Origin of the sequence: Frankia sp. Allo2, from assembly GCF_000733325.1 — a bacterium.
In the GTDB taxonomy this organism is placed as follows: Bacteria; Actinomycetota; Actinomycetes; order Frankiales; family Frankiaceae; genus Frankia; species Frankia casuarinae.
Genome location: NZ_JPHT01000032.1, coordinates 1 through 13938 on the forward strand (window position 1 = coordinate 1; position 13938 = coordinate 13938).

The window sequence follows — 13938 nt, forward strand, 5'->3', positions numbered from 1 at the left end:
GCTCGGCGGTCGGCCGCTGCTCGGGGGCTTTGGCCATGGCGGCGGTGACGGTGTCGTGTAGTCGGCCGTGAAGCTGGTTTAGGTGGGTGGGATGGTCGTACCGGATGCGGTGCAGGAGTAGTTCGGATGATCGGTCCCCGAAGGGGGGTTGGCCGGTCGCGGCGTAGAGGACGACACCGCCCCAGGCGAAGATGTCGGCGGCCGGATCGGGTGGGGCGCCGTCGATGTTTTCGGGGGCCGTGTAGGCGGGGGTGCCGATCTGCTCGTCGATGTGGAACATGGTCATGCCGTGGGCGCGGGCGATGCCGAAGTCGATGACGCGAGCGCCCGTGGGCGAGAGTATGACGTTCGACGGTTTGAGGTCGCGGTGGACGACTCCGGCGCCGTGGATGACCGTCAACGCCACTGCGATGTGGACCGCAACCTGTTCCAGCTCGGCGCCGCGTAACGGGCGGCGGGCGGCCTGGGCGAGGGTCGGGCCGGGCACGTAGTCGGTGACCAGGTAGGGCCGTTCGGCGTTGGGGTCGGCGTCGAGGAAGGCGGCGGTGCAGAACCGCGGCACCCGCCGGGCGGCTTCCGCTTCGTGGCGGAACCGGGCGCGAAACTCCGGGTCGGCGGCGAACTCTACGCGGATCACCTTCACGGCGACCGGATGATGGTGCGGGTCCTCGGCGAGGTAGACCACGCCCATCCCCCCGACCCCTAACCGGCCGCGCAGACGGTAGACCCCGATGTGGGTGGGGTCGTCGATACGAAGCGCCGTGGCAGGCTGGGGCATGGTCAGGGCTGGCCGGTCGGGGTCTTCGTCGGNGTCGGGCGAGGCTGGAAGCTGGCGGCGGGNGGGGGTGGGGTCATGGCGCGGCTGCGGCGCTGCGGGTCGGTGCGGGTCGTGCCCTCCTGGCCGCGTAGCTGCTGGTCTAGCTCCATCGCCAGGGCGAGCGTGACGCCTGCTTCGTGGCGGCGTTGGAACCAGTCGGCCGAGATGCCGCCGTAGTGGGCGGCGGCCTCGTCGCGGCGGGCGGTGCGTGTGGCGGCGGTACCGGACCGGCCGGGAACAAGACCGAGTAGGGCGGCGGCGGCGTCACCGCGGGGGCTGCCGAGTGCCTGCACGGCCGTGAGGATCATCCGGTGTGCGGCGAGGGCACGCCGGTGCTCGCTGAGGCCGGGGTGCGGGGGGCTGAGCATGTCCAGCATGGGCCGTGCCTCGGGATAGCTGGCAAGGTCGGCGGGATGGCGGACACCGACCTTGAAGCAGCCATCGAGCAGGGTGCGAAGCAGGTCAACGCGATCCGGTTCGTGGGGGGCCGTCATCGGCGTTCGTTCCTTCCTGTCGATGCCGACTCCGGGTCGGCTCCGCGGATACTCCGGGTTGTGTCCGTGTTTGCTCCGGGCTGAGCCCGTCCCGATGATGGCCCGTGACAGGCCGGTCACGCTGCTGGTTTGCGTGGGTGTTTGGCCGGGCTTGTGATCGCACCTCCGGGGCTGATCCGTGCACAGCGCATCCCGGGCACCGTGGATGATCCGTGTGGACTCCGGTTCCGCTCCGGGCCGGCTCCGTGTCCGCTGCCGGGGATAGTCCGTGCAGATTCCGTGGAAATACCGGGTTCAGTGCCTTTCGCGTGGCCGCTGCGGCGGGCAGAGNGAGGAACACGGAACGCGGTCCGCGTTTCCCGCCCCTCGCCTGATCTTCTCTGTGTGGAGGCTGATTTACTATGCCCCGCTACTACGTCCGCACATCCTACGGGTTTTGGCGGATAGTGGTCTTCTTCTGGGTGCTGTACCTGGGCCTGTTTCTGTTCTCCAACGTGTCTGCCCTGGTGCCTGTCGTCCTGGTCGGGATGATCGTTGCCGCGGTGTTCTGGCTGGCTTCCCGGGTGATCCGCTGATGGCACGTCCTGGCGCGGTCGACCGGCGGCATGGGCGGCTGCTTGTCGCCGCGCTGGTGCTCTGGACGGCGGGACTGTTCTTCCTGTCCCTCGCCACGTCCCTAGCTATCGCATTGATGGACCGGTCCGCGTCTACTCCCACGCCGGTGTTGGTGACCGCGGCTGACCCGTGCACCACGACCATGCAAGCGTCCTATTCCCTGTCCTTCGGCTATTCCCCGTTGCATAAGGAGATGTCATGCGCGCTATCCCGGTGAACGAATCGCTGTTNGAAAACGTCGTCGCGGTCAGCGGCGCGATGCCGGAAACGGATCTGGACGGCAAGCAGAAGGCGAACCGTGACGGCCTGCCGGTCTACGGGGTGCAGGTCGCGGTCACCTACGACGGCACCGCATCTGTGATCAAGGTGAAGGTGGCGGGTGAGGCACCGCGGGTGCAGGTCGGGATGCCGGTCACCCTGGTCGGCCTGATCGGTACGCAGTGGGCGATCGGCGAGCGGCACGGGATCTCCTGGAGCGCACAGGCGATCCGTCCGCTTCCCACCCCGAACCCGGCCCCGGCGTCGAAGAGCTGACGGTCTGCCGGGGGCGGCATCCCTGACCCGGTGCCGCCGTCCCCGGGGCTGCTCCTTGCGCCGGTTCAGTGAGGGACGGTTGTCATGGCAGTGCTGCGGGTCCGGCAGGGCCGAATCAGAAAAGATCAATTTCGGTTGGCGTTACGGCCGTCCGTCCCTGAACTGCTGCTGCGCTACGGGCTGCGCTACGTCGCCTCGTGGTGGCGGGAAGCGCTCGCCGTTGTCCTCGCGCTGCTGATCTACCGGCGGGCGGTCGATGCCCTCGGGCCGGTCGGCGGGCGGGGGCTGCTCGTCGGCCTGGTGCTCGTCGTCGCCGGAGTGCCGCGGCTGCGCGCTGCCGTTCTCGGCTGGCTGCTCGGCGGGCGGCTACGCCGACGGTGGGCGGCGGCCTGCCGGGCCTGCGGCCTGGAAACCACGAGGCACACCGTGCTGCGAACACCACGGATTCGCCGGGCCTGGCGCGGTGCGGCCGGCTGGCATCTGCGGATCACCCTCGCCCCCGGACAGTCCGTGGACGACCTCCAGCAGGCCGCACCCCGGCTGACCGCCACGTTAAAACTCCGGGAACTGCGGATCTCCCCGAACCTTGCCCGCGCCGACCGGGTCGGCGCGGTCCTGGTGCACCGGGAAGTCCTGGGCCGACCGATCCGCGCGGACCTGCTTCCCCCCGGCGATCCTGGTGATCTCGACCGGCTGCCCATCGNCGCCCGGGAAGACGGCACGGCCTGGCTGCTGCCCCTGCGCGGCTCGCATGTCCTCGTCGCCGGTGCGACCGGCGCGGGCAAAGGATCGGTGTTGTGGTCGACGATCCGGGCGTTGGCCCCGGCGATCCGTGGCGGCCTGGTTGAAATCTGGGCCTGTGATCCCAAAGGTGGCATGGAGTTAGCGTTCGGCGAGCCGCTGTTTCACCGCTTCGCGGTCGACACCCCATCGATCGCGGATCTACTCGCGGACGCGGTCCGGGTGATGAACCGGCGCACCGGCCGGCTACGCGGGGTCTCCCGGCTGCACAAACCGTCCACCGATGATCCGCTGATCATCGTCCTGGTCGACGAAATCGCCAGCCTCACCGCATATGTCGCGAACCCGAAGCTGAAAAAGCAGATCGCGGCATCCCTGTCCCTGCTGCTCTCCCAGGGACGCGCCCCCGGGGTCGTCGTGGTCGGCGCGGTCCAAGACCCCCGGAAAGAGGTACTGCCGCTACGAGACCTGTTCCCCGTGCGCATCGCGCTGCGGATGACCGAAGCCGACCAAGCCGACATGGTCCTCGGCAACGGCGCGCATGACCGCGGCGCACGGTGCGAACGCATCCCCCGCGCCCTGCCCGGTGTCGGCTACGTCCTCGTCGACGGCGACCCCACCCCCGTCCGGGTACGGGCCGGCTGGCTGGCTGACGACGACATCCGCACCATGGCCGCGCACCACACCCAACCCGCCGCGCAGCCCCCGACGCACCGCCCGGCAACCCCGCCCGTCCGACCGGCCGCGCTACCGCCCACCACCGCCGGGCAGGGCTGGACCCCCGACCTGACCGCTTTCCCCCCGCCCCCGGTAGGCCGCACCCGACCGGGGGCACCCGGCAGCGTCCAAGGCGGCGGGAAAGCCGGGGAGGAAGACGATCCGACGATCCCGCTCCGCGGCTGGCGGTCACCTCCACCCCCCGCTCTACCCCCCGCACCCCCGTCGATCGACGCGGACGACGGCAGTCCCGAAGCCGAAGCCGCCTGGCGGGCCTGGGAAGCCCACTTCCCCGGCGAACCCGGCTAAATCACCCACCGGCCAGGACCCCGGCCGCCCGGCACCCTTCCCCTTTTTCTCCTTCGTCGTGCCCCCCCGGACACCGCTGCCGGCGTCGGGCGGCTCGACCCTGCCCACAAGGAGCCACCCACAGTGACACGCCCTATCGATACCGTGACCAAACCGGGTGAAGGGACGGTGGCCGGGGGCTGCACACACCCCATCCGCCTCGCTGGCCACACCGATCATGTGGACATCACGACCGGGGAGGTACGTCGGGCGTTCTCCTCAGCCGGACAGCCGGGCGGGGTGGTACACGTGCGGTGCAACAACCGGCGCGCTTCCGTCTGCCCCTCCTGCTCCAAGCTCTACCAGCGAGACGCCCGGCGGATCGTGCTGTCCGGGCTGGCCGGTGGCACGAGCGTGCCCGACACGGTCAGCGGTCATCCGGCGCTGTTCGTGACGTTGACCGCCCCGAGTTTCGGCGCGGTGCACTCCCGCCGCAGCAAAGGGAAGCGGGGCGAGGCGCGGGCGTGCCGGCCTCGGCGGGGCGAATGCCCGCATGGACGGCCGGCGGGCTGCCACGCCCGGCACCGGGACGGGGATCGGTTGCTCGGAACACCGCTGTGCCCGGACTGCTTCGACTATCCGGGCGCGGTTACGTGGAACAGTCTCGCGCCGATGCTATGGAAGGTCACCCGGGATCGAATGGAATCGGCGGTCGCGGCGGCGGCGGGGNTGACGGNGGCCGGTCTGCGCCGCGTCATACGGATCACCTGCGTGAAGGCAGCGGAAATGCAGGCCCGCGGCCTGGTCCACCTACACGCCGTCATCCGGATCGACGGGCGCGGCGAGAACCCGAATGACCTCGTGGCACCACCCGCGTGGGCGACAACAAAGCTTGTCGCCCACTGCCTGCGCACAGTCCTCGGGGAAGTGGCCATACCTGCTCCCGACCCGAACCACCCCGGCGGCGTGACCCTCGTGCGCTGGGGTGACCAGCATGACCTACGCCCCATCACCCTGGACGGACCCGCCACAAGCGGGAAGATCGCAAACTACCTCGCCAAGTACCTCACCAAGAGTGTCACCGCCGGCGGCCTGCTCGACCGGCCCGTACGTAGCCTCGGGCATCTCGCCCGCATCCCCCTCAACCCCCACGCCCGGCGGATGGTGGAAACCTGCTGGCAGCTCGGCCAGGACGAGGACTTCACCGCGGCACTCGACGAAGCCACCGGACGGCAACCCGGCCGTCTCCCCGCTCTGATCCGCTGGTCCCACGCGTTCGGCTGGGGCGGACACTGGATTTCCAAGAGCCGCCGGTACTCCACCACCTTCGGCACACTGCGCGCCGCACGCCGCACCTGGGCACGCACCATCGGCGCCGTCCTGGCAGGCCGTCCGGTCGGCGACGCCTTCAGCCGCCCCGACAACGACCCCCGCACCACCATCCTCAGCACCTGGCGCTACGCCGGACGGGGCACAACCCCCGACATCGATGCACACAGCCGGAGCGGACACGGACCCCCATCCCACCGCGCGACCCTAACCCCGACCACCCGCGGCGGAGACGACGATGCCTGAGCAGACACCCGCGCGTGCACCCCTGTGGACCGTGCACGACCTTGCCCGTTACCTCGGTGTCCCCGTCAACACCATCTACAAATGGCGCACCACCGGCGACGGACCGCCGTCCCTCAAGGTCGGGCGGCACGTCCGCTACCGCGAACAGGACGTCACGACCTGGCTGACTACCTGCGGTAACCAGACTCACGAGTAAACCTGTGCGCCCCACGCCGCCCGGCCAGCGTCCCTCGTACCGGGCGACCTGACGGGGAACATGACGTGCATCATGTTCCCCGTCAGGTCGACCCGTCCGGCCGGCGTCCGGAGACCGAGTGGAAGACGGCCGGAAACCAGCAACGACAAAGATCGAAAGACGTCGACTGATCCACTCAAAGTACGGGATAAGTACGGGATGACCTTGCAGGAAAATCGACTGCTGCGCGAGAATCGCCTGTGCTGCAAGGGTTCTGGTGGGGCGGGTGGGGCTCGAACCCACGACCGACGGATTATGAGTCCGCTGCTCTAACCGGCTGAGCTACCGCCCCCTGGATCGATCCCCCCCAGCGTCTCACAGCGTGGAGGACGTCTCACAGCGTGGAGGACATCGACGACGTACAGCCTAACGGCTACCGCCGGGTGGCATGCGTCCGCTCGTCTGGCCGCGGAGAGGAGCCCAAGAACAAGACTCACCGGAAGTGGACGACCACGGAATGCCGAGGCGGCACGGATCGACGGCGGCACGGATCGACGGCGTCCCGGGTCGACGGCATTCCGGCGCCGCCGCCGTCCCGGCGACATGCCCAGGTCAGCGCCTGTCCGGCGCCGCTTGACCGCTCGATCCGGACTTGTGATGCCGAGACGACATCCCCCGGCTATGCTCACCGTGCTGATCCGCTCACGCGGCTTGTCCCGATCTGCCGCCTGCCGAAGAGCGATGAATGACCGCTGATCCCGAATCCGCCTGGCAGCGTTACACCGTCTCCGCCGAGCTTCTGTACCGCGACGACACGGCCGACGCCCTGCGCGGCCGGGACTTCGACGCCGCGTTCCTGCTCATGCGCAAATGGGACCATGTCAGCCAGGACCGCCTAGCCTCCTCCATCGAGGGGTTCAGCCAGTCCCGGATCAGCGGCCGGTCCGCACCCACTACGTCGTCGACAACAGCCGCCACACCCGCAGCAACCCCGCCGACCGGCTACCAGACCGTCGCCATCACCAACGGCTACACCCGCACCCTGCACACAGCAGGGCCCGACCACATCATCGACTCACTCACCGAACTCCTCGACCTCCTCGCCTGACAGCGAGGGCGCGGACCTCAGGCCACCTCCCAGCCGGTCAACCCAGCCGACTGTACTGTAGATGGCACCGAGGACACGAAGGCCGCTCCGGCAGGGACCGCCGGGTGTCACTATTGGTGCCTTCACAAACGGCTCATACCTCATAGCGACTCTCNGAGAGTACGGCGAGCCGGGCACCGCCCATCACGAGTGGGACTTTCGAGTCGTGTCTCGTCAAGGTTCCCAGGTAAACACCAGGATGTTCGACTGCAGCGGTGGCGCAGTTGAACACGCGTGTTGTCGCCGGAGTCGGGTGTTCGCGCCGCACCGGCCCCGGCGTAAGCTTGAAAACCGCGGATTAGCCCCGGCCAAGCGGTGCTCTGCCTGGCCGGGCTCCCCGGGAATACCCCATCCACTGCTGCTCAACGCCGAGGATTGGCCGGAAGGCGAAGAGTGCGTTCCACCGCACGCCGGCAGCCGGGCGTCCATCAACGAAGTGATCGAGGCAGAACGTTGTGCGTTGAAAGGGCCGTGCGCAATCGTGTACCCGGTCGACCTGGCGCCATGCCATGCGCGCCGTCGGGTAACTGTCGGCTGTCCGTTCACCATCTCTGACCGCGGAGGCGCAATGCTTTGTCGTCCGAGCCACCCCCGACCTGCCGTCACTCGCCCTTGGAGTGGGGCGGATGCGTGACGACCGAGACGTCTTCCGGCGGTTGACCGATCTGTTCGAGTCCGGCTCGGTGTCCTACCGGATGATCCCGCATCCGCCCGAGGGTCACACCGACGTCGCCAGCCGGCTGCGTGGCCACCCCCTCCAGCAGGCCGCCAAGTCCCTCGTGGTGCGGGTGGCAACGGGCAGGCGTTCCCGGCGCTACGTGCTCGCCGTGGTCCCCGGTGACCGTCGGGTCGACCTGAACGCGCTGGCCGACCGGTATGGCGGCCGAGAGGCCTCGTTCGCCGCCCGTGAGGTCGCCGAACGTCTGGCGGGCAGCGTCAGCGGATCCATCACCNCGTTCGTCTTCTCCCCCGAGCTGGACCTCATCGTCGACGAAGGCCTGCTTATCCACGACGAGATCTACTTCAACGCCGGACGGCTCGACCTGTCCGTCGCCCTGTCCGTCTCGGACTACCTGGTGCTGGCCCGGCCGACCGTCGCGCCCATCGCCGCCTGACGCCCTGGGCGGCCAGGAGCCAGCGCCCCGGCCCGTCGCACTCGGCACTCCTTCGTAGACCGCCGGACCTCCGGACCACCGGCGAAGGATGGGTACCGGAGCTGACCGAGATCGATCTCTGCCGCGAAGGGGGCCGAGATCTTGACCATGCCGGTGAACCCCTTTCCAGCTGGGCTCAGCGTGCCCTGGGCTCTCCTGGGCTCTCCGCGCCACGACTGTTTGCGAGGTGCGGACAGAGCCACCCGCAGTGAGCTTCTACCCAGGCGAGCACAACCGATCCCGACGATCATGCCCACCCCGCCGGTTGCCAGTTACTGATCCATAATCCTAAGTAAGGTTCACCTAAAGCAGGTTAGGCTAACCTCCGTCTCTGGTACGTTCCGTGAAGCCGGCTACGCGGCGGACCGAAAGGAATCGGACGTGTGGGGTGATGTGCTCCCGAACCTGCTCATCGGGCTGCGCGAGGGCCTCGAGGCAGGCTTGATCGTCTCGATCCTGGTCGCGACGCTCGTCCGCGCCGACGAACGCTCCCGCCTGCCGCTGGTGTGGACGGGCGTGCTCGCCGCCATCGCCCTGTCGGCGAGCTTCGGCGCCGTGCTGACATTTGCCGCCGCGTCCATGTCCACGGCGGCGCAGGAGGTGTTCAGCGGGAGCCTCAGCCTCGTAGCGGTCGGTTTCGTCACCGTTATGATCTTCTGGATGCGGCGGTCGGCCCGCGCCCTGTCCGGCGAGATCAAGGGCAAGGTCACCGCCGCGCTGGCACTCGGGCCCGGCGTGCTGATCCTGACCGCTTTCCTGGCGGTGGCCCGGGAGGGTGTGGAGACCTCCCTGTTCATCTGGACGACCACCCGCGGCGCCAGCGAGTCGGCCGGTCCGTTGATCGGCGCCGCGGCCGGGCTCCTCATCGCCGCCGGGCTGTGCGTGGGGATGTACTACCGCGCCGTGAAGATCAACCTGACCAAGTTCTTCACGTTCACCGGCATCGGGCTCATCGTCGTCGCGTCGGGTGTCGCCGGGTACGGTCTGCGCGACCTCCAGGAGGCCGGTGCCCTCCCCGGCTTCGACACGGTCCTGTTCGACCTGCGGACCACCTTCGACCCGAGTTCCTGGTACGCCAGGCTCGTCGAGGGCGTCTTCAACATCACTCCGCGGATGACGGCGCTGCAGGTCACCGGCTACCTGGCCTACCTGGTGGTGGTACTGGCCCTGTTCGTCCGCGGCACCCGCGCCCCCCAACCAGCACAGCCAGCACAGCCAGCCCAGCCAGGAGAACCGGCCGCCGTCCCCGCCGCCAAGAGTTCCGATCGCACGCCGGCCCCGACGCCCCTGACGCCCCCGCCGGCCCCGACGGGGGCGTCGGCTGGCCACCGGCTGCCGCGGTGGGCGCTGCCGGCCGCCATCGTCGCGGTGCCGGCCCTCGCCGCCGGCGCCACGATCCTCGCGCTCGGCCCGTCGTCCAGCGGCGGCAGCGGCGGGACGATCGAGGTGACCGGCGGCTCCTGCGCGGCAGGCTGGGCGGCGCCCCGGTCGGGCAGGCAGACGTTCACCGTCCACAACAGCAGCGCCCAAACGGCGGAGGTCCGCCTCATCGACCCGGCGACCGGTGCCATCCATGCGGAGATCGAACTGCTGGCGCCCGGAACCACCCGAACCCTGTCGGCCACCATCGGCGGGGGCACCTATGCCTGGGAATGCCTGCCGGACGGCGGTAAGCGGCTGCTGTCCGCGAGTCAACGGGTGGCGGGCGCGGCCAGCGGGGCCGCCTCCATCCTCCCCGTGACGGCAGAGACCATGAGCGGCCCGCTGCGCGGCTACCGCGCCTTCGTCGCCGTCGGCCTGGTGACGTTGCAGGGCAGCGTCGACACGCTGCGCGCGGACGTGGAACACGGCGACCTGGACGCGGCCCGCCGGGACTGGCTGCCCGCCCACCTCGACTACGAGCGCCTGGGCGCCGCCTACGGCACCTTCGGGGACTTCGACTCCAAGATCAACGGACTGCCTGCCGGGCTGCCCGGCGGAGTGCACGACCCAGACTTCACCGGCTTCTACCGGATCGAGTACGGGCTGTGGCACGGTGAGTCGGCCGCCTCGCTGGCCGCGTCGGCGGTCGGGTTGTCCAGCGACGTAGCGGGGCTGCGGGCGGCATTCCCCACCCAGGAATTCGATCCGAACGACCTGGCCCTGCGCACCCACGAAGTGCTGGAGAACACGCTGCAGTTCCAGCTCACCGGCGCCGCCGATCAGGGCAGCGGCACGGCTCTGGCGACCGCGAGCGCAAACGTGGACGGCACCCGGGAACTGCTCACCGTGATCGCGCCGGTGCTGCAGNCCCGGTCGCCCGCCGCGCTGACCGCGGCCCGCCAGCAGTTGGGCGCCTTCGGCGCGCTGGTGCGGCGGGNCGGCAACCCACACGGCACCTGGATCCCGCCGGGACGGCTGCCACTCGCCGACCGGCAGAAGCTGAACGGCAGCCTGGGCGCGCTGCTGGAGACTCTCGCACCGATCCCCGACATCCTCGAGATCAGGAGTACCGGATGAGCCCCGGGTCCGACGGCGGGCGGATGGGACGCCGCTCCTTCCTCGCCGGAGCCTTCGCCGCGGGCGCCGCGGCCGCGGGCAGCGCCACCACCGTCGCGGCCGGAACCGGCGCTGCGGTGCTCACCACCGCCGCGCCGGCCGCCGCGGCCGCCAGCGGAAGCTCCGACGAGGTGGTTCCCTTCCACGGCGTGCATCAGGCCGGGATCCTCACCCCGCAGCCGGCCGCGGCCATGTTCGCGTCCTTCGACGTCATCGCCGACGACCGGGCCGCGCTCACCGACCTGTTCAAGACGATCACCGCCCGGGCCCGGTTCCTCACCGCCGGCGGTGCTCCGGCCGACCTGGGCACCGTCGCCCCACCGTCGGACAGCGGGGTCCTCGGGCCGACCGTGCCCCCGGACGCGCTTACCGTCACGGTCGGGGTCGGCGCCTCCCTGTTCGACGGCCGGTTCGGCCTGGCCGACCGGCGTCCCCGGCGGCTGGCGCCGATGCGTACCTTCCCGAACGACAACCTGAACCCCGCCGACTGCCACGGCGATCTCAGCCTGCAGCTGTGTGCGAACAGCCGGGACACGGTGTTGCACGCGCTGCGCGACATCGCCCGGCACACCCGCGGCGGCATGCAACTGCGGTGGCGGATCGACGGCTTCCACAGCCAGCCCCGGCCAGCCGGCGCGCAGCGAAACCTGCTCGGTTTCAAGGACGGCATCGTCAACCCCGATGTGACCAGCGCCGCCGACATGGACCGGCTGGTCTGGGTGGACGGTGCGGGCGAGCCGCGCTGGACCACCGGCGGCTCCTACCAGGTCGTCCGCATCATCCGGATGCTGGTGGAATTCTGGGACCGGGTTTCCCTCAACGAGCAGGAAACGATGATCGGCCGGCGACGGGACACCGGGGCACCGCTGGACGGCACCGCGGAGACCGACATTCCCAACTACGCCCGCGACCCCAAGGGCACGGCCATCCCGCTCACCGCGCACATCCGGCTCGCCAACCCGCGCACCGCGGCCACCGACAACTCCCGCATCCTGCGCCGCGGCTTCAACTACGACCGGGGAACAGACAGCAACGGCAACCTCGACATGGGCCTGGTCTTCTGCTGCTACCAGCAGGACATCATCCGGCAGTTCGAGGCGACGCAGACCCGGCTCATCGACGAGCCGCTCGTCGACTACATCAGCCCGACCGGTGGCGGCTACTTCTTCGTGCTCCCCGGTGTCCGGGACGCGAGCGACCACCTGGGCCGGTCGCTGCTGGCCTGAGCGCCGTCGCTGCTATGGGCCGCGGCCCGGCGGTGCGTGATCACCTCGATTGGCACCGCCTTGCCCCTTGCCCGGCCCCCGCCTGCCCGGGCCATTGACCGCGAGACCTGGCCGACCGCGAGACCTGGCCGACCGCGCCTGGGGACGGACGGCCGGGCCGCCGCGGGTGAGATCAGGCCTCGGGTGAGATCAGACGGTGTGCCAGGGGCCGGNGACGGCGTAGGCGATGCCCGGGTCCTGGGTGGCGACGAACAGGTAACGGCCGTTGGTGGAGAAGCAGGAGCCGACGAACTCCCGGTAGATCTTGTCGGCACCATCCTGGAACAGGATCTTGTTCTGGGCGAAGGCGAAGGGGCTGCCCTGGCGGTCGAGACCGACGACGTAGTTGAGCCCGTCGCCGTCCTCACACAACAACGCCCCACCATGCGGGGTGATGCACAGGTTGTCGGGCCCGTCGAAGACTCCGGGCGTGTCGTAGTCGTCCGCGGCCTCGTGGGACGGCAGCAGCGCGACGAGAGTCAGGGTTTCGGCGGCGGGCTGGTACTTCCACACCTGGCCATCGTGGACGGTGGGGGGCAGCGCGGGGTAGCTGACGGAGGCGGGCAGGTCGGCCTTCTTGGCATAGCTGGCGTTGATCCAGGCCGCGTCCCGGGCCCAGAAGGCGCCCTCGAACTTCTTCGACCGGGTCACCCGGTCGGGGCTGGCCGCCGCCAGGGTGGCGGGGCGGCCCGGGTAGGCGAACTGCTTGCGGATCGAGGGCGAGGCGTCGGTCCCGTCCGGGTCGGGAGCAAGCACCGGCACCCACTTCACTGTCAGGCTGGTGCCGACCTTGGTGATCTGGGAAAGGTCGTCGATCGGGTTGCCGGCCGCGGTCCAGGCCTGCAGCGCCTCCAGGCAGCCGCCCGCCGCGTAGTCACCGAACTGGCCCGTCGCCCGGGTCGGGCGGAACCGGTAGAGCAGGCCGTTCGGGCCGCTCGCGTCCTCGGTGAGGTAGGCGAAGTTGGTCTTGGGATCGACCGCGACCGCCTCATGCGCGAAGCGGCCCAGCGCCGTCAACGGCGCCCCGGTGGTGCGGCGGCCCAGCGAGTCGACCTCGAAGACATAGCCGTGCCGCTTGCCACCACTGATGATCGACTCTGTTTCCTCGCACGTCAGCCACGCACCCCAGGGGGTGACCCCGCCGGCGCAGTTGCGGATCGTGCCGGCCAGGCTCACGTAGCGACGCTGCACGTTCGCGTTGACGTCCAGCACGATGTTCGTGGTGCCACCGAACGCGTTCGTGGCCGACCCGTCGTACACCGCGGCCCCGGTGGTCTTGGGCACCACCGGCGTGAACTGCGCGCCCGGGTTCACCGCGTCCTGCTCGTGGTTCTGCACCAGAATCGTCCCGCCCTGCGTCCCAGGAAACGAGCCGGTGCCGTCGAACTTGGTCGGGTACGGCGGGCTACCCGGATCGTCGAGCCGGTCAAACGGCTCGTTGTAGGGCGCCTGACCCCAGGTACCGGCCTTCGCGATCACCTTGTAATGGAAGCCGGCGGGAAGATCGAGCTTGCCGGCCGGGTCGGCCACCAGCGGCCCGTAGCCTCCCGTCGCCGCGCCCACCGGGCTCGCCGCCAGCAGGTTGAACGCTTCGGCGGACAGGACCACNACGGCCCCCGCCGCCGTGCCGTGCCGGAACAGATTACGTCGTGTCAACTCGCTCATGACGCGCAACCCTAGGAACGTGATGTTACCGCCCCTTTACGGAGAGGCCAACGTGTCACGGCCGCATCGTGGCCTTGTGATGAGCGAACGGTCCACCGGCCGCGACCGCGCCTCGACCGACACCGCATCGGCCCCTGCCACCCTGTATTCCCGGCGGGGGAACCCGCCTTATGCTCAACCTGATTCTCAGCGCCGGCGATTTCGCGTCACTCG

13 protein-coding genes and 1 tRNA gene are annotated in these 13938 nt (G+C 69.9%); 10 read left to right on the forward strand and 4 right to left on the reverse strand.

The features are described 5' to 3' along the window. Together ALLO2_RS17995 and ALLO2_RS18000 are read right to left on the reverse strand one after the other, a co-directional pair. On the reverse strand, nucleotides 1–778 hold a 778-nt coding region (locus ALLO2_RS17995), incomplete at its 3' end, for a serine/threonine-protein kinase (protein WP_035733649.1). Nucleotides 779–780: 2 nt separating this feature from the next. Next, nucleotides 781–1311 (reverse strand): hypothetical protein, encoded by a 531-nt coding sequence (locus ALLO2_RS18000; protein ID WP_011437775.1) that lies wholly within the window; start codon nucleotides 1309–1311, stop codon nucleotides 781–783. A gap of 401 nt (nucleotides 1312–1712) precedes the next feature. On the opposite strand from ALLO2_RS18000, the gene ALLO2_RS26550 reads away from it, so the two are divergent. From ALLO2_RS26550 to ALLO2_RS18025, 6 genes are all read left to right on the forward strand, one after another. Continuing rightward, on the forward strand, nucleotides 1713–1886 hold the full coding sequence (locus ALLO2_RS26550) for a hypothetical protein (RefSeq protein ID WP_023841510.1): 174 nt from the start codon (nucleotides 1713–1715) through the stop codon (nucleotides 1884–1886). Then, a complete protein-coding gene (locus ALLO2_RS18005) occupies nucleotides 1886–2143 on the forward strand; it encodes a hypothetical protein (protein ID WP_023841511.1) in 258 nt (85 codons plus the stop codon). The genes ALLO2_RS26550 and ALLO2_RS18005 overlap by 1 nt, the downstream gene beginning before the upstream one ends. Further along, a complete protein-coding gene (locus ALLO2_RS18010) occupies nucleotides 2125–2460 on the forward strand; it encodes a hypothetical protein (RefSeq protein WP_035733651.1) in 336 nt (111 codons plus the stop codon). The genes ALLO2_RS18005 and ALLO2_RS18010 overlap by 19 nt, the downstream gene beginning before the upstream one ends. An 84-nt stretch (nucleotides 2461–2544) precedes the next feature. Further along, complete coding sequence (locus tag ALLO2_RS18015) at nucleotides 2545–4227, forward strand: FtsK/SpoIIIE domain-containing protein (RefSeq protein WP_035733653.1); 1683 nt, start codon at nucleotides 2545–2547, stop codon at nucleotides 4225–4227. A 144-nt stretch (nucleotides 4228–4371) separates the two neighbouring features. Further along, the gene (locus tag ALLO2_RS25865; protein WP_232235182.1) at nucleotides 4372–5781 is read left to right on the forward strand and encodes a replication initiator; all 1410 of its coding nucleotides are present in this window, start codon (nucleotides 4372–4374) and stop codon (nucleotides 5779–5781) included. Next, entirely contained in the window at nucleotides 5774–5977 is a 204-nt protein-coding gene (locus ALLO2_RS18025) for an AlpA family transcriptional regulator (protein ID WP_011437779.1), read from the forward strand. The genes ALLO2_RS25865 and ALLO2_RS18025 overlap by 8 nt, the downstream gene beginning before the upstream one ends. Before the next feature lie 254 nt (nucleotides 5978–6231). Here ALLO2_RS18025 and ALLO2_RS18030 read toward each other — a convergent pair. Then, nucleotides 6232–6308 (reverse strand) — tRNA-Ile (locus tag ALLO2_RS18030). Between the two features lie 393 nt (nucleotides 6309–6701). On the opposite strand from ALLO2_RS18030, the gene ALLO2_RS18035 reads away from it, so the two are divergent. From ALLO2_RS18035 to efeB, 4 genes are all read left to right on the forward strand, one after another. Beyond that, on the forward strand, nucleotides 6702–7064 hold the full coding sequence (locus ALLO2_RS18035; RefSeq protein WP_011437780.1) for a hypothetical protein: 363 nt from the start codon (nucleotides 6702–6704) through the stop codon (nucleotides 7062–7064). A 665-nt stretch (nucleotides 7065–7729) separates the two neighbouring features. Next, nucleotides 7730–8218: a YbaK/prolyl-tRNA synthetase associated domain-containing protein gene (locus tag ALLO2_RS18040; RefSeq protein ID WP_035733654.1), complete on the forward strand. Its 489-nt coding sequence runs from the start codon at nucleotides 7730–7732 to the stop codon at nucleotides 8216–8218. Nucleotides 8219–8638: 420 nt separating this feature from the next. Further along, nucleotides 8639–10756: an iron uptake transporter permease EfeU gene (gene efeU / locus ALLO2_RS18045; protein ID WP_035733655.1), complete on the forward strand. Its 2118-nt coding sequence runs from the start codon at nucleotides 8639–8641 to the stop codon at nucleotides 10754–10756. Next, nucleotides 10753–12021 (forward strand): iron uptake transporter deferrochelatase/peroxidase subunit, encoded by a 1269-nt coding sequence (gene efeB / locus ALLO2_RS18050; RefSeq protein WP_011437783.1) that lies wholly within the window; start codon nucleotides 10753–10755, stop codon nucleotides 12019–12021. The genes efeU and efeB overlap by 4 nt, the downstream gene beginning before the upstream one ends. A gap of 189 nt (nucleotides 12022–12210) precedes the next feature. On the opposite strand, the gene ALLO2_RS18055 is transcribed toward efeB, so the two are convergent. Continuing rightward, complete coding sequence (locus tag ALLO2_RS18055) at nucleotides 12211–13725, reverse strand: alkaline phosphatase PhoX (RefSeq protein ID WP_035733656.1); 1515 nt, start codon at nucleotides 13723–13725, stop codon at nucleotides 12211–12213. Nucleotides 13726–13938: the final 213 nt, after the last annotated feature.

Bases quoted from the DNA above. Each gene is read 5' to 3' on its own strand.
- ALLO2_RS26550 (WP_023841510.1), top strand. From the start codon at position 1,713: ATGCCCCGCTACTACGTCCGCACATCCTACGGGTTTTGGCGGATAGTG.
- ALLO2_RS18005 (WP_023841511.1), top strand. From the start codon at position 1,886: ATGGCACGTCCTGGCGCGGTCGACCGGCGGCATGGGCGGCTGCTTGTC.
- ALLO2_RS18025 (WP_011437779.1), top strand. From the start codon at position 5,774: ATGCCTGAGCAGACACCCGCGCGTGCACCCCTGTGGACCGTGCACGAC.
- ALLO2_RS18035 (WP_011437780.1), top strand. From the start codon at position 6,702: ATGACCGCTGATCCCGAATCCGCCTGGCAGCGTTACACCGTCTCCGCC.
- efeB (WP_011437783.1), top strand. From the start codon at position 10,753: ATGAGCCCCGGGTCCGACGGCGGGCGGATGGGACGCCGCTCCTTCCTC.